This window comes from Paraburkholderia sp. Ac-20336 (genome assembly GCF_017105025.1).
In the GTDB taxonomy this organism is placed as follows: domain Bacteria; phylum Pseudomonadota; class Gammaproteobacteria; order Burkholderiales; family Burkholderiaceae; genus Paraburkholderia.
Genome location: NZ_JAAGPS010000019.1, coordinates 25,335 through 42,397, shown reverse-complemented (window position 1 = coordinate 42,397; position 17,063 = coordinate 25,335). Strand labels below are relative to the sequence as shown.

Sequence of the window (17,063 nt, the reverse complement as noted above, 5' to 3'; positions counted from 1 at the left end):
TATGCTGGCCTGCCGCCGCGCGCGGATTCCGCTCATCCACCCAGGAAGTCTTTCGATGCCCACCGTCGCGATCGCGATCTTCCCCGGCGTGCAGGCGCTCGACGTCGCCGGCCCCGTCGACGTGTTTTCCGAAGCGAACCGCTTCATCGCGCCACGCGAGCACTACGAAGTGAAGCTGCTGGCCGCCGATGCCGCGCCGCTGCGCGCGTCGAACGGCATGACGCTGAGCGCCGATGCAACGTTCGATGAGGCGCGCGAGCCGTTCGATCTCGCGCTGGTCGCGGGCGGTCCCGCGCTGCCCGACAACGACGTGGCCGACGCGCGGCTGCTCGACTGGCTCGCGAACGTCGCGACACGCTGCGGGCACTACGGCTCGATCTGCACCGGTGCCTTCGCGCTCGGTCACGCCGGGCTGCTCGACGCGCGCAACGTCACGACGCACTGGCAGCATGCGGCGCAACTGGCCGCGCGGTTTCCGCGCGCGCATGTCGACTTCGATCGCATCTATCTGCGCGACGGACCGCTCGTGACGTCGGCGGGCGTGACGGCCGGCATCGACCTGTCGCTCGCGCTGGTGGCCGAGGATCACGGTCCGCACACGGCGCTCGCGGTCGCCAAGCGGCTCGTCGTATTCGCGCAGCGCCAGGGCGGCCAGTCGCAATTCAGCCCCTACCTGACCGCGCCCGCCGACGACACCTCGCCCGCCGCGAAAGTCCAGGCGCACGTGATGGCGCGCATCCGCGAGAGCTTTACGGTCAGGCAGCTCGCCGACGTCGCCGGCATGAGCGCGCGCAACTTCGCGCGCGTGTTCGTGCAGGAAACCGGCGTGACGCCGCATGAATTCGTCGAACGCGCGCGCGTCGATGCCGCGCGCAAACTGCTCGAAAGCAGCGGCGCGGCACTCAAGGCGATCGCCTACGATTGCGGCTTCGGCACCGCCGACCGCATGCGCATCGTGTTTGCGAAGCGGCTTGGCGTAACCCCGATGCAGTATCGCGAGCGTTTCCGTTCGTCGTGAAGGCGACGTGAGAAAATCGGCGACTCTGCAAGCCAACGATCACAAGGAACGACATGACTTCCTCTTCTCCGATTCGCGCGATCGTCACCGGCCATACGCGCGGCCTCGGCGCGGCGCTCGCCGAACAACTGCTCGCGCGCGGCGTCGCGGTGCTGGGTCTGTCGCGCTCGCGGCACGCCGCGCTGAAAGCGCGATTCGCCGCGCAGCTCGAAGAGATCGAACTGCCGCTGGCCGACCCCGCGCGCGTCGCGCAATGGCTCGCCACCGACGCATTGCGCCGCTTCGCGAGCGGCGCGCAAACGGTGCTGCTCATCAATAACGCGGGCATGGTGCAGCCGATCGGTCCGATCGAAGGACAGGACCCGGCCAGCATCGCGGACGCGGTGAACCTCAACATCGCCACGCCGCTGATGCTCGCGAGCGCGCTCGCCGCCGCGGCCGTCGAGGCGAGCGACCGGCGCATCGTGCATATTTCGAGCGGCGCGGCGCGCAATGCGTATCCGGGCTGGAGCATCTACTGCGCGACGAAGGCCGCGCTCGATCATCACGCGCGCGCCGTTGCACTCGACGCGAATCGCGCGCTGCGCATCTGCAGTCTCGCGCCGGGCGTGATCGATACGGACATGCAGGCGCAGATTCGCGGCAGCGGCGAAGAACAGTTCCCGATGCGCGCGCGTTTCGAAGACCTCAAACGCAACGGCCAACTGTCGACGCCCGAGCAATGCGCGACGCAGTTGATCGACTACGCGCTCAGCGATGCATTCGGTCAAACGCCGGTCGCGGATATTCGCGAGATCGTGAAGCAGGCGTAGTCGGTGCAGCGGTTGCCATGGCCGCACTCGGCAGTAACGGGCAGCAATCGGCAGCATCGACGCTCCCGAAAATTCTCACCTTTAGCACGGAGCAGCAGCGGATCGACGCAAATAGTCCCCGCCGTTGCTCCCGAAAACGCTCACCTTGAGGGCCGTAGCGGGATAAATGCAGGCTCACGGCCAGTGCGCCACGCACGGCATACGCCATTCCCGAAAACCCTCACCTTTGATAAAGGCCGAGGCAATATCGCCTGGACATTCAACGGGTTACGTGACGCACGCGCCTTAGCACAGGCTGTTTTTCCCGAGCGGATTACGCATTTGCAAGGAATGCATAGCCGCTTCGTATCACTCGGCTCCTGAATATCCTCACCTTTGAGCGTGACAGCCGCGATACGTGTGCTGCCGGAATCATCTTGCCGTGCGGTTTATTCGTGTATTCGGCGGGTTCGAGCGCTGGCCGGGAACCATGCGCGGACGTTCCCCGAAAACCCTCACCTCCAGATTTGCAGTGCGCGTACAGGTGCGCCGATTCTCACCGCGCCAGCTCCCGAATCTTCTCACCTGTCGGTCATGCAGCGCGGATCGCGCCGCGAGCAGGGCAACCGGCACGGCCGCATAACCCCCCCGTCGATGCCTTATTCGCACAGTCGTCGCGGCATATAATCGGACGAGACGGTCGAACACTCGTCTCGAGGCGGCAGCGCGTGGCGCCGCCTCTTCCCCATTGACAGCATGCGGCTCGAACAGCAGTTCCTGACAAACCGGCAAAGGAGGAAGAATGAAAACAAACGGCGCGAGCAGAATACTCGGCGCGATGTTCGCGATGACCTTCGCGACTTGCGTGACCTATGCGAACGCGCAAACGCCCGGCGGCACACCGGGCGACATGTCGGCGCAAAACATGCCGATGCAAAGCCGGCCGGGGGTGGCGGCTCCAGCTCCACGTCGAAACAGATCGGATACCCAGTTGGTCCGCGACGTTCGCCGCGCCTTCACGCGCACACCGGGATTAAATTCGGCGAGCATTCACGTCGAGTCGCGTCATGCCTTCGTGACATTGACCGGCTCGGTGCCGCAGCGCTCGCAGATCGAACGGGCCGGCAGCGCCGCAAGATCGGTTCAAGGCGTGAGAGCGGTGTCGAACCGACTGACCGTGCGAACGAGGCGCGGCTCGGGTCATTGAGTCGAACGAGACGGCATCGGTCGGATGAAACCGATGCCGCCTTCGTGAGCGCCGAATGTCTCCGCTTTACTTCCTCTGCCTGACTCCCTCTGCTTTGTCCCTTCCGCGTCAATCGCGCAGCCGCCTTCCTTCGCACCGGTCAACGCGGGCACGATCCGCTTCGCTGAAATCCTCCGGTTCTCATCCGGTCTTTCAATCCGAAAGCACTGCGTTGCTCGCAGCACACTTTTTTCTGCTCTGCTTAAGAAACCGATTGACCTTGCCCAAATACGCCCCCTAGAATTCAGGAATATTCACTAGTGAGGCTCGTGCCTTGGACACCTGCAGTAGTCGACTTTCGAACAGATTCGCTGCCTGAACGGCAGGACGTCCGAGCTTCCTTTCCTAGCCGCCGTCTTGCCAGCAGGCAGACGGTGCGCGTCGCAGCAACTCCCCGTGCACCCTGGTTAATGTTATATCCGCGCCATACGGATCGACGCGTCTGATCGCGTCCATACGCTGACGCGGCTTTGTATCGCGAGCATCAGGCTCGCGTGCGTGTTCGCACGCGTTTCGTCAGTTCGACGGAACGCGCACGGACGCGAGAATAAACACGCCTGTCGCGGGCGCGCGTCCCGAATGCGCGCCGCGATGGCAGAGAGAAACCAGCCAGCAAGGAGCCGCCATGACAGACAGTGACAGTTATCCCTTATGCCGCTTACCGCTTCTTTTAACTGAGGAAAGCGAGTAGACCGCCACCGCCGCGTCGATACGCGCGGCCTCCGTGTCTGCTGGCTTTCCGCCCAGCGCGTTGCATGCAACGCACGGAGAAATATCATGCAATTCGGCCTCCTTCTCTCGCGGCTCCCGCACGTACAGGAGTCGCGCGTCCATTACGACAGCCTGCTCATGCTGCACGTCCGCGAAACACATGCTTTCGTGCCGTTCTGGCGCCGTCTGAAAGCACGCGTTCTTCATCTTTCGTAGCGTTTCGCGATTCTTCCGTCATACGCAAGCGGCTCAGCCAGCACTCGACTCGCACGCTGCCCATGTCCTTGCGTATGCCGGAGCACGCATGTCGCCGTCTATAAACACAACCAGGGAAGAACGTCATGTCCACGCCCACCAACCTTTCCTCCGCCCGCAGCGCCGTGCTCGATTCGGCGCACGTCGGCGACATCAAGGGCGCGCTCGGCACGATCGCGCATCATGACGTCGCGCCACGCACCAACTGGTGGGCGCGCGTGCGCACGCTGCTCGCGATCCTCGGTCCGGGGCTCATCGTGATGGTCGGCGACAACGATGCCGGCGCCTTCGGCACCTATACCCAGGCAGGTCAGAACTACGGCACGACGCTGCTGTGGACCATGCTGCTGCTCGTACCCGTGCTCTACGTCAATCAGGAGATGGTGCTACGCCTCGGCGCGGTCACCGGCGTCGGCCATGCGCGCCTCATCTTCGAGCGCTTCGGCAAGTTCTGGGGGGCGTTCAGCGTCGTCGATCTGTTCATTCTCAACGCGCTGACCATCGTGACCGAGTTTATCGGCATCACGTTCGTGCTCGACTTCTTCGGCGTCTCGAAGATCGCGGGCGTGTGCATCGCCGCGGCCCTCACGATGGCCGCCGTCAGCACGGGCGACTTCCGCCGCTTCGAACGCTTCGCGGTCGTGCTGTGCGTGTTGAGCCTGCTGCTCGTGCCGGTGCTCGTGTCGATTCATCCGCCCGTCAGCCAGATGGCGCGTGACTTCTTCATTCCGAACTGGCCCGCCCACTCGAAGCTCTCCGACGTGATGCTGCTCGTGATCGGCATCGTCGGCACGACGGTCGCGCCGTGGCAATTGTTCTTCCAGCAGAGTTACGTGATCGACAAACGCATCACGCCGCGCTTCATGAACTACGAAAAGGCCGACCTGTGGATCGGTATCGTGTTCGTGCTGATCGGCGCGGTGGCGATGATTTCGTTCAGCGCGGCGCTGTTCGACGGCCGGCCCGAATTCGGCAACTTCACCGATGCGGGCGGCGTCATCGCGGGACTCGAAAAATACGCGGGACGCACCTCGGCGGTGCTGTTTGCGATCGCGTTGTTCGACGCATGCGTGATCGGCGCGGCGGCCGTGTCGCTATCCACCGCCTATGCGATCGGCGACGTGTTCAAGATCCGTCACTCGCTGCATCGCAGCGTCTCGGACGCGAAGGGCTTCTATCTCGTGTACTTCGTTATCGTCGCGGCGGCCGCGGCGCTCGTGCTGATTCCGGGCAGCCCGCTCGGTCTTCTGACTGAAGCGGTGCAAACGCTGGCCGGCGTGCTGCTGCCGAGCGCGACCGTGTTCCTGCTGCTGCTTTGCAACGACCGCGCGGTGCTCGGTCCGTGGGCCAATTCGAAAAAGCTGAATCTGTTTACGGGCGCTGTCGTCTGGGTACTCGTGATGCTGTCGATCATCCTGACCGCGTCGGTGATCTATCCGGACATGGCCGGCAAAACGATTATCGAAATGCTCGTGGGCGGCACGCTGCTCGCCGTGACCGGTTATGGCGCGGCGCTCGGCATCCGCAAGCTGCGCGGCGAGCCCGTGGCCGAACCGTCGCCGGTCTATTCGAAAGAGGCGCGCAACGCCTGGCGCATGCCCGCGCTCGACGAATTGCCGCCGCCGAATCTGACGCTGGCGAAGCGCATGTGGATGGGCGTGCTGCGCGCTTATCTGCTGCTCGCGATCGGCCTCGTCATCGTGAAGGTCGTGCAGATGGCATTGTGAAGCCGCGCGAATGGTGAGTAGTTCCAGGAGATGCGCTAACGGTGAGGATTTACGGGAGCCGCGTTGCGCATCATCGCCAGCCTGTGGAAACGCAATCACACAGGCCATGCCCGCTCGACGATCCGCGCCTGTTGCCCATGTTCCGGCAACGTGCCGAACACGCGGCCCCACTGCGCGTCGAAGCGGCTTGCGATGAACGCGTCCGCGACGTAGGTCGGCGCGTGCTCGCGCAGCAGGCACGCCTGCACGAGCAGAATCAGGCGCTGCGCTTCGCGGCGCGCGGCCGCTTCGTGCATCGCGGTCCCCGCACCGGCTGCGCCGGCCAGCGCCTCGATATGCGGGCGCAGGCGCGCCTCGCCGTGGCAGATCGGCCGGATATCGTCGATCAACGCGGCTAGCGCGGCGGGATCGCGGCTGATCGCGCGCAGCATGTCGAGCGCCATCACGCTGCCCGATCCTTCCCAGATCGAGATCACGGGCGCCTCGCGATAAAGCCGACCCATCGGGCTTTCGTCCATGTAGCCGTTGCCGCCGAACACTTCCATCGCTTCGGCCGACAGTTCGATGCTGCGTTTGGCCACCCAGAATTTCGCGGCGGGCGTCACGATCCGTTTATAGGCGTGCTGCAGCGGATCATGGTCCGCGAGCGCAAACGCCTGCGTGAGGCGCATCATCAGCTGCGTCGCGGCTTCGCTTTCGAGCGCCATGTCGGCCAGCACGTTGCGCATCAGCGGCTGTTCCGCGAGGCGCTTGCCGAACGCGTGACGCTCGCGCGCATGGTGAATCGCCTGCACCACGGCCTGGCGGATCGTACCCGCGCTGCCCATCACGCAGTTCAACCGCGTATAGGACGCCATTTCGATAATGGTCGGAATACCGCGCCCTTCCTCGCCGATCATGCGCCCCCACGCGCCGAGGAATTCCACTTCGCTGCTCGAATTGGAGCGGTTGCCGACCTTGTCCTTCAGACGCTGGATCTGCACGGCGTTCTTGCTGCCGTCCGGCCGGTAGCGCGGCACGAAGAAGCACGACAGGCCGTTTTCGGTGCGCGCGGTCACGAGATGCGCATCGCACATCGGCGCGGACATGAACCATTTATGACCGACGATCTCGTATTCGCCGCCTCGCCCCTCGCCACGCACCGGCACGGCGTGCGTAGTATTCGCGCGCACGTCGGAGCCACCCTGCTTCTCGGTCATGCCCATGCCGACCAGCATCGACGTCTTCTGTTCGAGTGGCAGATCGCGCGCGTCGTAGCTGCGCGAATAGAGTTTCGGCATCAACTGCTCGAACAACCCGGGCTCCTGGCGCAACACGGGGATGCTCGCGAAGGTCATCGAGGTCGGGCACTGCGAGCCGGCCTCGATCTGTCCGTGCATCGAAAAACCGGCCGCGTACGCAGCCCATGCGCCGGGCCGCGTATCGGAGAACGGTTGCGAGACGAGATTCTGTTCGCGCAGCATCTTCATCAGGCCATGCCACGCGGGATGAAACTCGACGCGATCGATGCGATGTCCCTGGCGATCGAAGGTGTGAAGTTCGGGTTTGAAGTGATTCGCGTCCTCGGCCATGCGCAGCGTTTGCGCGCTGCCGAGCCGCTCGCCGTAGTCGCTCAGTTCGGATTCGTGCGCCTGCGCACCCGCGCGTTGCACCGCTTCGCGCAGAGCGAGGTCCGTGGTGTAGAGGTTATAATCGGCCAACTCCGGCACGACATTCGTCACCTCATGGGTGTTCCAGTTCATGAGCGGCTCCTTTTCAAGGTGCCCCGATCGGTCCAAGGTCGATCCGTCATCGACGAACCTGTACGCTTGCCGCGCGGGCTTTTTTCTGGTTACCCAGTATAGGGACGCGCTTCGGCGCGAGTGTTCGGATTCGCCGACATGAAGGAACCGCTCCCCGTCAAAACCACGCGCCGCAAGCCCGCGCAATCGCGCGCGCTCGCCACGGCCGAGGCGATTCAGCAGGCCTTTGTTCAGCTTCTGGTCGAGCACGGCTACGACAAGGTATCGATCCGCCAGGTGACGACGGCGGCCGGCGTCGGTATCGGCAGCTTCTATGAATATTTCGCCAGCAAGGAAGCACTCGCGGCGGTGTGCATTCATCTGCGCATCAAGCGGATCGCCATCGAAATGAGCGAATGCATTCCGGCCACGCGCGACGAAGCATTGCCCGCGCGAGCCGATGCCCTGCTGAACGCGCAGATTCGCGCGCCGCTCGCGGAACCCGAACAGTGGTCGACGCTCTTTCAACTCGAACGCCGGGTTTCCGGCATCGATGCCTACCGCAAGCTTTACGCGGAGTTCGTGCGGCTATGGGCCGGCCTGCTTGCCTCGGCGCCCGACTGGCCCGCCGATGCGCCGACGGAAGATGCCGCGTTCGCGGTACACGCGACGATCTACGGTCTCGTCTCGCAGGCGCTGATGACGCGCCCGGCTCCTCACGACGTGGCGGCGCTGCGTCGTTTGCTGCGCACCGCCGTGCATGGGTATCTTTCGCTGATCGCGCCGCGCGCCTATCGGCTTTATCGCTTCGAGTTCTGACGGCTCCGCCCTGGTGTGCGCATCAATGCATTAGCGCCTGCCGCGTTCGTGCGCGAACTGCCGCACCACGTCTTCGAAACAGGATAGAACGCGCTGCGCCGCCGACGTCAAAGGACGATCGCCGCGCACCACCGTCGATACGGTCGTGCCGGGAAACGACTCCACGAGGCGCAATGTCGCAATCTTGTAACGCGCCATGTCGAGCCGGAAGGTCGGCTCGACTTTCACTGGACTCCTGATCAATTGCGTACAAAACCACAAGACACTCGTGTACGTGACGTCGATCGGCACCTGCGTGCTGCTGCCGCTGGCATTTCACACAATTCACAAATTTCCGTCGACCTAACTGATCACCAGTATCGTCGCATTGCTGGTCGGATTAATGACGCTCTCCAGTCCCGCCGCATTTGTTCCTATTTTGAGGGCCTTCAGCCCCGACGTACGTGCAACATCGCTCGGGGTCATCTATGCTATGGACGTGACGCTCTTCGGTGGTTTCGCACAACTCATCGTGCTCGGTCTATGGCGCTGATCGGGCAGCTTCTATGCGCCCGCATGGTACGTGATGGGCTGCAGCGCGATCAGTGTCGCCGGCGTCATGATCTTCCGCGAACACGAGGAAAAGAACGGCCAGCATCAGCGCGGTTGAATTCGTTGCGATCAGAACAGGCCACGCCTGCACACAACATAAGGATCCTTCGCCATGCAGAACGAATCAAAAGACGGTGTCGATCGACGCAACTTCATGAAGACGGCCATTGCGCTGGTCGGCGCATCGTCCGCGCTCGTCGCGCAGGCCGGCACCGCGTACGCGCAGAACGCGAATGCGCCGGCCGCCGGGACGGGCGCGCACCGGGGCACGGTCTACACCGGCGACGTGATAGACGGCAAGAAGGTCATCAGCTCGCTCGACGTCAACGACCTGCCGAGCGGCGCGAAGCATATGTTCTATTTTCAGGGCGTGCAGATGCCGACGGGCCAGCACTGGTACGTGTCGGTAATCGTCGTGCGTGGTGCGAAACCGGGCAAGCGCGTGGTGCTCGTGAGCGGCGTGCATGGCGATGAGATCAGCCCCGTGCATACGATACAAAGCGTCGTGAGCCAGCTCGATCCGGCCCAGATGTCGGGCACGGTGCTCGCGGTGCTGGACGTGTCGCGCCCCGCGCTCGAAGCGATGGAACGCAGATGGCCGAACTCGGGGCGAGGCCTCGATCTCATCGACATCAACCGCGAATGGCCGGGCAACGAGAATGGCGCGAGTGCGCCGAGCCGGCACGCGGGACTGCTATTCAACCGCTTGCTGCGGCCGAACGCCGACTACGCGATCGACTTTCACACCGGCACGACCGGTATGGACCTGACCTCGTTCAATCTCGCGCGGATGGAGTTGCCGGAAGCGCGCGCGATGGCCGAGCTGTTTCCGATCACGCAGATCTTCGACAACCCCGCGTATCCCACGCTGCTTGCGAACGCGCTGATCGACGTGGGCATTCCCGCGATCACGCCGGAGATCGGCGCCGCGCGCATCATCGACCTCAACATGATTCCGCAGTTTGTCGAAGGCACGATGAACGTGCTCAAGCGCTATGGCGTCGTGCCGGGCCCGATCGGGAAGACCGGCCGCGACGTCGGCATCTTCGTCGGCAATAGCGCGCACACGGTCCTCACGACGCACGGCGGCTTCGTCGAACTGCTGGTCAAGCTGAACGAGAAGGTCACGGCCGGGCAGAAGGTGGCGATCCAGCGCAACACGTTCGGCGAAGTGGTCGCGGAGTATACGAGCGGGGTCGCCGGCGAAGTGACGGGGTATCGTACGGATGCGACGGCGGAACCCGGCATTCCTCTCGTGATGGTGCTCTATCAGAGTGCGGGGCGGGAGAATCCCGAGGATTATTCCGAGTAACGCGAGTCGAAGTGGACCGGCGCGCCTGAGTCGCGAATGGTGAGGATTTCCAGGGGATGGGTGAACTCGCCGCTCAAGGTGAGTTCTTCCAGGATGGTGAGGAATTCCAGGAGATGGCGATACCGAACCGGGCGCATTTTTCAGAATGGTGAGGATTTCCAGGAGTTGCATCCACACCGGAAAGCAGGTTGTCGGGCCATTGACCCCTTGGCTCGCCGTCCAGCCTACGGCACGCTCCCGAAAAGCCTCACCTTTGCCAATGGCTGGCTGCGCCCACGGATAACCGGAACACGTCCCGGTTATCTCCCGCTCAAAACTTGAACTTCACCTGAAATCCAATCGTAAACGGTAGATGGTCCGAAGGGATCGGCGGCACCACGATGAAGTTCGCGCCGACGCGCTTGTATTCGACCATCACGATCGGCGCGACCACTGGCCCGATCGTGTGATTGCGGCCGAGCCCCCAGTTGCCGTAGTTGTAGCCCGAGATGATCCCGCCGATCGCCGCGAGCCGCACGATGCCCCAGTGCGCGAACTCGGGCGCCCAGACGCCGCCGCCATAGTAGGACGGCCGGCGCAGCGAGTTGCGAAAGCCGCCTATCGTCAGCGCCCACTGGTTGTTCAGCCAGCATTCGACGCCGAGGCCGGGGTTGAACTGTTCGAAATCGGTGCCGGGATCGGGATCGATGTGATACGAGCCGAGCATCGCGTCGGCCCATATGCCCCCCTCGCACCAGCTGCTCGCATGCGCGGCGGTGGCCGCCGCCAGGCTCGTCACGAGTGCCACGGCGATACGCCGGATATTTTTGTTCATCTGCCGAAAGTGCATGTCTTCTCCGCCACCGGTCGAGCGCCGGGGTCATCGATGTTCCGACGGTCTGTTTGCCGCCCGTCGCGCACTGTACCTCAACCCGCGCGGGCGATGTTGAGGACCTGCTTGAGGATCTACTCGACTGCGGGCACAGCACGCGCCCGCAGCCAAAACCGCAACGATAACGGAGAACCGATGGCAAAGCGGTGAATCCGCGGCGCGTGGCGAACGCGCCGTCGGCGATGAACGCTGGCGAGACGCTTACAGACCGAGGTCCGACAGGCCCGGATGATCGTCGGGACGGCGCCCGAGCGGCCAGCGATACAGGCGATCGGCCTCGCGAATCGGCAGATCGTTGATGCTCGCATGGCGACGCGCCATCAGGCCATGCTCGTTGAACGCCCAGTTCTCGTTGCCGTACGAGCGAAACCAGTTGTTCGAATCGTCGTGCCATTCATACGCGAAGCGCACCGCAATGCGATTGTCGGTGAACGCCCACAGCTCCTTGATCAGGCGATAGTCGAGTTCGCGCTCCCACTTGCGGCGCAGAAAGCCGACGATCTCCGCGCGCCCATGAACGAATTCGGCGCGATTGCGCCAGATGCTATCCGTCGTATAGGCCAGCGAGACGCGTTCGGGCTCGCGGGTGTTCCAGGCATCTTCCGCGGCGCGCACTTTCTGGATCGCGGTGTCGCGCGTGAACGGCGGCAGCGGCGGGCGGGTTTCGGTCGTATCGGCCATGAGGGTTCCTCATTCAGGTAGCGGTGCGCCGGGATGGCGGTCGTTGGGTTGGGGGAGCGTGTGCTGATTTCGCGGCCGGCTTTGCTGGCGGCTTTGCTTCCGATTTCACTGCTGTGTTCGCCGCCGGCTTCGCGGCAAAACCCGCTTGCGCATCGAGCAAGGTTTTCGCGGCCGTCTGCGCATCGAGCGCGGCGTCTGCCTCGCCGCTCACGAGCGCGACCGCGATCGCGCCGTCGAGCAGAACGAGCCACTGCCTCGCGAGACGCGCAACGCGGCGCGTATCCATAGCCGATTCCGCCGAGAACGCCGCGCACTCGGTCCGCACGAAATCGAGCAGACGCTCCTTGTGTTGGCGCGCGACGATCCGGATCGGGTCGTCGGCGGAAGCGATCTCGCCGGCCGCGTTCAGAAACGCGCAGCCATGAAAATCTGCCGAAGCAAACCATTCGCGCAGCACGTCGAACATGCCGAGCAGGCGTTTGCGCGCAGTCTTGCCGCGCCGCTGCGTGCCGGCGATAAACCAGTTCATCCAGCGTTCGTCGCGCCGTTCGAGCGCAGCCGCCACGAGCGCATCTTTCGATTCGAAATGCGTGTAGAAGCTTTTGCGCGCGGTGCCGGATTGCCGCACGATCGCGTCGACGCCGGTTGCGTGGATGCCGCCGGCGTAAATCAGCGCTTCGGCCGCATCGAGCAGACGCTCGCGCGCCTGGCCGGTCGGTGTCGGGTCGCTAAGGGTTTCGCGTGTCATGGACGAAAGGTAGAACGATCATTCTCCTTCGTCAAGTTTTTCCGACCCTGTGTGATCGTTATGGAGTTTCCGCGCGCAGGCTGCGCTTGCTGCTATCGTGACGAAGATCGCTCAACCGGAACGGCTTCGATGAACTCCTCTTCTGTTCGCACCGCATGGATGCGGGCGCTGCTCGGCGTCACGCTGCTCACTGCGATGGCCTGCACGCCGGTGCAGGTGCTCACGCATTCGGTCAGCCGGAACGAAGCGCGCGTGCCGGTCGGCCGCTACGACATCGACCCGGATCACACGAGCATCACGTTCGACGTCGATCACTTCAAGTACTCGCGCTTTACGATGCGCTTCGATCGCAAGCAGGGGCAACTCGACTGGAACGAGGGCGGCCTCGAACGCAGCACGGCATCGGTCACGATCGACGCCGCGAGCATCGACACGAACGTGCCGCTGCTCGACAGGATGGTGAAGAGCGACAGCATGCTCGACGTGTCGCGCTATCCGGAGATTCGCTTCGCGAGCACGCGTTTCGAGCGCACAGGGGACGCGCGCGGCACGCTGAGCGGCAATCTGACGATACGCGGCGTCACGCAACCGGTAACGCTCGACGTCACGTTCAACGGCTTCGCACCCGATCCGCTGACGAAGAAAGACACGCTCGGCTTTTCCGCCGACGGCCATTTCAGCCGCGCGAAGTTCGGTTTGGCGACGTGGTATCCGGCCGTCGGCGACGACATTCACGTGCGCATTCAGGCCGAATTCGTGAAAACGCCCGCAGGCGCGTAAGCGCCGCGGGCGTCGGTCAATCGAACTGCGCCGTGCTCGCTCAGGCGGCGGTCCAGTCGAGAATCACCTTGCCGCTCTCGCCGGAGAGCATCGTCGCGAAGGCCTGCTGATAATCGTCGACCTTGAAATGGTGCGTGAGGATCGGCGACAGATCGAGGCCGCTTTGCAGCATCGCGACCATCTTGTACCAGGTCTCGAACATCTCGCGCCCATAAATGCCCTTGATTTCGAGGCCCTTGAAGATCACCTGGGTCCAGTCGATCGCAGTTTGCGCGGGCGGAATGCCGAGCAACGCGATCTTGCCGCCGTGGTTCATCGCTTCGAGCATGCCCGTGAAGGCGCTCGGCACGCCCGACATTTCGAGGCCGACGTCGAAGCCTTCTGTCATATGCAGATCGTGCATCACGTCGCGCAGCGATTCGCGCGACACGTTCACCGCGCGCGTCGCGCCCATCTTGCGCGCAAGTTCGAGGCGATAGTCGTTGACGTCGGTAATCACGACGTTGCGTGCGCCGACGTGCCTCGCAATCGCGACCGCCATGATGCCGATCGGTCCCGCGCCGGTAATCAGCACGTCTTCGCCGACGAGATTGAAAGACAGCGCCGTGTGCGTCGCATTGCCGAACGGATCGAAGATCGCGGCGAGATCGTCGGAAATTTCCGGCGGAATCTTGAATGCGTTGAAGGCCGGAATCACCAGATACTCGGCGAACGCGCCCTCGCGATTCACGCCGACGCCGACCGTATTGCGGCACAAGTGACGGCGCCCCGCGCGACAGTTGCGGCAGAAGCCGCACGTAATGTGCCCTTCTCCCGACACGCGATCGCCGATCGCAAAGCCGCGCACTTCCTGCCCCATCTCGACGATTTCGCCCACGTACTCATGGCCGACGTGCATCGGCACGGGAATCGTCTTTTGCGCCCAGTCGTCCCACTTCCAGATATGAATGTCGGTGCCGCAAATCGCGGTGCGCGTGATGCGAATCATCACGTCGTTATGGCCGACTTCCGGCTTCTTCACGTCCGTGAGCGTGAGGCCCGGTGCGCGTTCGAGTTTTGCCAATGCTTTCATTTGCGTCTCCGTTCGAATCGCGCGGCGACTAGGCCGGGATCACGCCAAGTTCGCGGCCGACGCGCGCGAACGCCTCGACGGCGCGATCGATCTGTTCGGGCGTATGCGCGGCGCTCATCTGCGTGCGAATGCGCGCGCGGCCGCGCGGCACGACCGGAAACGAAAAGCCGATCACGTAGACGCCTTCCTTCAGCAGCGCGTCGGCCATCTTCCCCGCGAGTTGCGCGTCGCCAAGCATCACCGGAATGATCGGATGTTCGCCCGGCACGAGCGTGAAGCCGAGCGCGCTCATCTTGCCGCGGAAATGCGCGCCGTTTTCGCGCACACGTGCGCGCAATCGCGCGCCTTCGTCGCTCGCGAGCAATTCGAGCACTTTCAGCGAAGCGGCGGCGATGCTCGGCGTCAGCGTGTTCGAGAACAGGTAGGGACGCGAGCGCTGCCGCAGCAATTCGACGATCTCCTTGCGCGCGGCGACGTAGCCACCCGATGCGCCGCCGAGCGCCTTGCCGAGCGTGCCGGTGATGATGTCGACGCGCGCCATCACTCCGCCATGCTCGGGCGTGCCGCGCCCGTGTTCGCCAATGAAGCCGACCGCGTGCGAGTCGTCGACCATCACGAGCGCGCCGTATTGGTCCGCGAGATCGCAGATGCCCGCGAGATTCGCGATGATGCCGTCCATCGAGAACACGCCGTCGGTCGCGATCAGCTTGAAGCGCGCGCCAGCGGCGTCGGCTTCCTTCAGGCGCGCTTCGAGATCGGCGAGATCGTTGTTCCTGTAGCGAAAGCGCTTCGCCTTCGACAGCCGCACGCCGTCGATGATGCTCGCGTGATTCAGCTCGTCGCTGATGATCGCGTCGTTTTCGTCGAGCAGCGTTTCGAACAGGCCGCCGTTCGCGTCGAAACAGCTCGAATAGAGAATGCAGTCGTCGGTTTGCAGGAACGCGGCGAGCGCTTCCTCGAGTTGCTTGTGCACGGTCTGCGTGCCGCAGATGAAACGCACCGACGCCATGCCAAAGCCGTCCTTGTCGAGCCCTGCTTTCGCGGCGTCGATGAGCCGCGCGTCGCCGGCGAGGCCGAGGTAATTGTTCGCGCAAAAATTCAGCACGTCCGTGCCGTCGGCAAGACGCACGTCGGCCGATTGCGGACTCGCGATCACGCGTTCGCTCTTGTAAAAGCCATCGGCGCGGATCTGCGCGAGGGTGCCGCGCAGATGGGCAAGGTACTGGTCACATTGGTCACGCATGAACGAGACTCCGGAGAGATGAAGGAGACGACCTGACTCGCTGCGCTGAGTCGCTGCACTGAACGTCGGCGCTTGACATCAGCATAGTCCGCATCGACGGCGTGTGCAGCAGCGAGGCGGCCTGTTATAGTCGGCTGTCAGCTTTATCGGATATTTTCGTTTTTTCGAACTAAAATCCGGTATATCGAACAACTCTAAACGATAGGTCAGGAAATGGCAAGTTCGGGTATCCGCCGCACCGCGCGCAAGGCAACGGCCCAAACAGCGTCCGCCGCGGGCACGACGGCGGCGCCGGTCAATGCTGCACCGCCGCGCGTCGGCGAGCAGATTCAGCGGCTGCGCGCCGAGCGGCGCATGACGCTCGACGATCTGTCGCGCGCGGCGGGCGTGTCGAAATCGATGCTGTCGGAAATCGAGCGCGACAAGGCCAATCCGACGATCGCGGTCGCGTGGCGGCTCACCAATGCGCTTGGCGTGAACCTCGATTCGTTGTTTGCGCCGCCGAAGGCGCCGGAAGCGATCGCGGTCTCCGGCGCGCACGACATTCCGACCTTGAGCGGCCATGATGCGAAATATCAATTGCGGGTGTGGGGGCCGATCGAGCTGGCCGGCAAGTTCGAGTGGTACGAGTTGACGCTACAGCCGGGCGGAGCGCTCGTGTCGAACGCCCACGAACCCGGCACGCGCGAGCATCTGACCGTGCTGAACGGATCGATCGAAGTCGAGGCGGCCGGTACGACGAAGCGGCTCAAGGCAGCGGACACCGCGCGCTATGTCGCGGACGAACCGCATGCGATTCGCAATGCCGGCAAGGGTGAGGCGAAAGCGTTGCTGGTCGTGATTCACGGTTGAGCGGCGGGGCGCGGCAGATCGGGCGACCGGTGACAAGCGGATGACGGGCCGTTGGTGAAATAGGCCATTCGGCCGAGGTTGCGCTCAATACTGTATGTTTGTACAGTATTATCTGTCGACTGGAGCCGATAATGAACAACCTGAAAGCGAACCCTACCGATCAAGCTCTGGCCGCGCTGCGTTATCAGACCGCCGCGCGCGATCTCGAACATATCGTGCGCAATATCGCGGCCCGCTACATCGTCAAACAGGTGCCGCTCACGTGGCGTCTGCTGCATGCCATCGAAGCCGAGGCGTTGGCCGATCTCGGCTTCGCAAGCCGGCACGATGCCGTGATGCTGGGCCTGTTCGAGCGGCCATCCGATCTGCCCTATCCCGAAACCGATGACACCGTGGATTTCGGCTCGTCCAATGCGCTGCCCGCAGTGTTTGCGTTTGCCGTTAACGCCTACGAAGACGCGGCGCGGGAAGCGGCACGTCTCGCCGCCACGCAACCGGTGCCGCGCGATATGACACTGAAACGCGCGCGTGCCTGGGGCGGGTGATACGGCAGCAGGTTGATTTTCTTCGGCTTTTCGCTCCGGTTTGTGTTTTGCGTTCCGATCCGGTGTCCATTGCCGCCTAC

At 63.6% G+C, this 17,063-nt stretch carries 16 protein-coding genes; 9 read left to right on the top strand and 7 right to left on the bottom strand.

Annotated elements, in window-relative coordinates:
- The first annotated feature begins 55 nt into the window (after positions 1-55).
- From GXB81_RS09715 to GXB81_RS09700, 4 genes are all read left to right on the top strand, one after another.
- The gene (locus GXB81_RS09715) at positions 56-1,018 is read left to right on the top strand and encodes a GlxA family transcriptional regulator (RefSeq protein WP_167284112.1); all 963 of its coding nucleotides are present in this window, start codon (positions 56-58) and stop codon (positions 1,016-1,018) included.
- Between the two features lie 53 nt (positions 1,019-1,071).
- Positions 1,072-1,830 carry an SDR family oxidoreductase gene (locus tag GXB81_RS09710; protein WP_167038959.1) on the top strand — a complete coding sequence of 253 codons (759 nt, stop codon included), beginning with the start codon at positions 1,072-1,074 and terminating at the stop codon, positions 1,828-1,830.
- A gap of 781 nt (positions 1,831-2,611) precedes the next feature.
- Positions 2,612-3,016: a BON domain-containing protein gene (locus tag GXB81_RS09705; RefSeq protein WP_205988994.1), complete on the top strand. Its 405-nt coding sequence runs from the start codon at positions 2,612-2,614 to the stop codon at positions 3,014-3,016.
- Positions 3,017-4,107: 1,091 nt separating this feature from the next.
- On the top strand, positions 4,108-5,748 hold the full coding sequence (locus tag GXB81_RS09700) for an NRAMP family divalent metal transporter (protein ID WP_167284113.1): 1,641 nt from the start codon (positions 4,108-4,110) through the stop codon (positions 5,746-5,748).
- A 95-nt stretch (positions 5,749-5,843) separates the two neighbouring features.
- On the opposite strand, the gene GXB81_RS09695 is transcribed toward GXB81_RS09700, so the two are convergent.
- Positions 5,844-7,490 (bottom strand): acyl-CoA dehydrogenase family protein, encoded by a 1,647-nt coding sequence (locus GXB81_RS09695; RefSeq protein WP_205988993.1) that lies wholly within the window; start codon positions 7,488-7,490, stop codon positions 5,844-5,846.
- Positions 7,491-7,628: 138 nt separating this feature from the next.
- Here GXB81_RS09695 and GXB81_RS09690 point away from each other — a divergent pair, with 138 nt between their 5' ends.
- Positions 7,629-8,288 carry a TetR/AcrR family transcriptional regulator gene (locus GXB81_RS09690; protein WP_167038949.1) on the top strand — a complete coding sequence of 220 codons (660 nt, stop codon included), beginning with the start codon at positions 7,629-7,631 and terminating at the stop codon, positions 8,286-8,288.
- Between the two features lie 30 nt (positions 8,289-8,318).
- Here GXB81_RS09690 and GXB81_RS09685 read toward each other — a convergent pair whose 3' ends face one another.
- Complete coding sequence (locus GXB81_RS09685; RefSeq protein WP_205988992.1) at positions 8,319-8,516, bottom strand: hypothetical protein; 198 nt, start codon at positions 8,514-8,516, stop codon at positions 8,319-8,321.
- Positions 8,517-8,991: 475 nt separating this feature from the next.
- On the opposite strand from GXB81_RS09685, the gene GXB81_RS09680 reads away from it, so the two are divergent.
- Positions 8,992-10,191, top strand: a complete 1,200-nt coding sequence (locus GXB81_RS09680; RefSeq protein ID WP_205988991.1) for a succinylglutamate desuccinylase/aspartoacylase family protein — start codon at positions 8,992-8,994, stop codon at positions 10,189-10,191.
- Positions 10,192-10,501: 310 nt separating this feature from the next.
- Here GXB81_RS09680 and GXB81_RS09675 read toward each other — a convergent pair whose 3' ends face one another.
- From GXB81_RS09675 to GXB81_RS09665, 3 genes are all read right to left on the bottom strand, one after another.
- A complete protein-coding gene (locus tag GXB81_RS09675) occupies positions 10,502-11,020 on the bottom strand; it encodes a hypothetical protein (protein ID WP_167038945.1) in 519 nt (172 codons plus the stop codon).
- Between the two features lie 243 nt (positions 11,021-11,263).
- On the bottom strand, positions 11,264-11,743 hold the full coding sequence (locus GXB81_RS09670; protein WP_167038943.1) for a nuclear transport factor 2 family protein: 480 nt from the start codon (positions 11,741-11,743) through the stop codon (positions 11,264-11,266).
- 13 nt (positions 11,744-11,756) lie between these two features.
- Positions 11,757-12,491, bottom strand: a complete 735-nt coding sequence (locus GXB81_RS09665) for a TetR/AcrR family transcriptional regulator (protein ID WP_167038941.1) — start codon at positions 12,489-12,491, stop codon at positions 11,757-11,759.
- Positions 12,492-12,620: 129 nt separating this feature from the next.
- Here GXB81_RS09665 and GXB81_RS09660 point away from each other — a divergent pair, with 129 nt between their 5' ends.
- On the top strand, positions 12,621-13,271 hold the full coding sequence (locus GXB81_RS09660; protein ID WP_167038939.1) for a YceI family protein: 651 nt from the start codon (positions 12,621-12,623) through the stop codon (positions 13,269-13,271).
- A gap of 40 nt (positions 13,272-13,311) precedes the next feature.
- Here the strand turns inward: GXB81_RS09660 and tdh are convergent, their stop codons facing one another.
- Together tdh and GXB81_RS09650 are read right to left on the bottom strand one after the other, a co-directional pair.
- Entirely contained in the window at positions 13,312-14,343 is a 1,032-nt protein-coding gene (gene tdh, locus GXB81_RS09655) for an L-threonine 3-dehydrogenase (protein WP_167038937.1), read from the bottom strand.
- A gap of 28 nt (positions 14,344-14,371) precedes the next feature.
- Positions 14,372-15,586 (bottom strand): glycine C-acetyltransferase, encoded by a 1,215-nt coding sequence (locus GXB81_RS09650; protein ID WP_167038935.1) that lies wholly within the window; start codon positions 15,584-15,586, stop codon positions 14,372-14,374.
- A gap of 201 nt (positions 15,587-15,787) precedes the next feature.
- Here GXB81_RS09650 and GXB81_RS09645 point away from each other — a divergent pair, with 201 nt between their 5' ends.
- Together GXB81_RS09645 and GXB81_RS09640 are read left to right on the top strand one after the other, a co-directional pair.
- Positions 15,788-16,438: an XRE family transcriptional regulator gene (locus tag GXB81_RS09645; protein WP_205989001.1), complete on the top strand. Its 651-nt coding sequence runs from the start codon at positions 15,788-15,790 to the stop codon at positions 16,436-16,438.
- 131 nt (positions 16,439-16,569) lie between these two features.
- Positions 16,570-16,983 carry a DUF2471 family protein gene (locus GXB81_RS09640; RefSeq protein WP_205988990.1) on the top strand — a complete coding sequence of 138 codons (414 nt, stop codon included), beginning with the start codon at positions 16,570-16,572 and terminating at the stop codon, positions 16,981-16,983.
- The last annotated feature ends 80 nt before the right edge of the window (positions 16,984-17,063 follow it).

Excerpts from the sequence above, each read along its gene's own strand:
- GXB81_RS09715 (WP_167284112.1), top strand. The coding sequence starts at position 56 with ATGCCCACCGTCGCGATCGCGATCTTCCCCGGCGTGCAGGCGCTCGAC.
- GXB81_RS09710 (WP_167038959.1), top strand. The coding sequence starts at position 1,072 with ATGACTTCCTCTTCTCCGATTCGCGCGATCGTCACCGGCCATACGCGC.
- GXB81_RS09705 (WP_205988994.1), top strand. The coding sequence starts at position 2,612 with ATGAAAACAAACGGCGCGAGCAGAATACTCGGCGCGATGTTCGCGATG.
- GXB81_RS09700 (WP_167284113.1), top strand. The coding sequence starts at position 4,108 with ATGTCCACGCCCACCAACCTTTCCTCCGCCCGCAGCGCCGTGCTCGAT.
- GXB81_RS09695 (WP_205988993.1), bottom strand. The coding sequence starts at position 7,490 with ATGAACTGGAACACCCATGAGGTGACGAATGTCGTGCCGGAGTTGGCC.
- GXB81_RS09690 (WP_167038949.1), top strand. The coding sequence starts at position 7,629 with ATGAAGGAACCGCTCCCCGTCAAAACCACGCGCCGCAAGCCCGCGCAA.
- GXB81_RS09680 (WP_205988991.1), top strand. The coding sequence starts at position 8,992 with ATGCAGAACGAATCAAAAGACGGTGTCGATCGACGCAACTTCATGAAG.
- GXB81_RS09675 (WP_167038945.1), bottom strand. The coding sequence starts at position 11,020 with ATGCACTTTCGGCAGATGAACAAAAATATCCGGCGTATCGCCGTGGCA.
- GXB81_RS09670 (WP_167038943.1), bottom strand. The coding sequence starts at position 11,743 with ATGGCCGATACGACCGAAACCCGCCCGCCGCTGCCGCCGTTCACGCGC.
- GXB81_RS09665 (WP_167038941.1), bottom strand. The coding sequence starts at position 12,491 with ATGACACGCGAAACCCTTAGCGACCCGACACCGACCGGCCAGGCGCGC.
- GXB81_RS09660 (WP_167038939.1), top strand. The coding sequence starts at position 12,621 with ATGAACTCCTCTTCTGTTCGCACCGCATGGATGCGGGCGCTGCTCGGC.
- tdh (WP_167038937.1), bottom strand. The coding sequence starts at position 14,343 with ATGAAAGCATTGGCAAAACTCGAACGCGCACCGGGCCTCACGCTCACG.
- GXB81_RS09650 (WP_167038935.1), bottom strand. The coding sequence starts at position 15,586 with ATGCGTGACCAATGTGACCAGTACCTTGCCCATCTGCGCGGCACCCTC.
- GXB81_RS09640 (WP_205988990.1), top strand. The coding sequence starts at position 16,570 with ATGAACAACCTGAAAGCGAACCCTACCGATCAAGCTCTGGCCGCGCTG.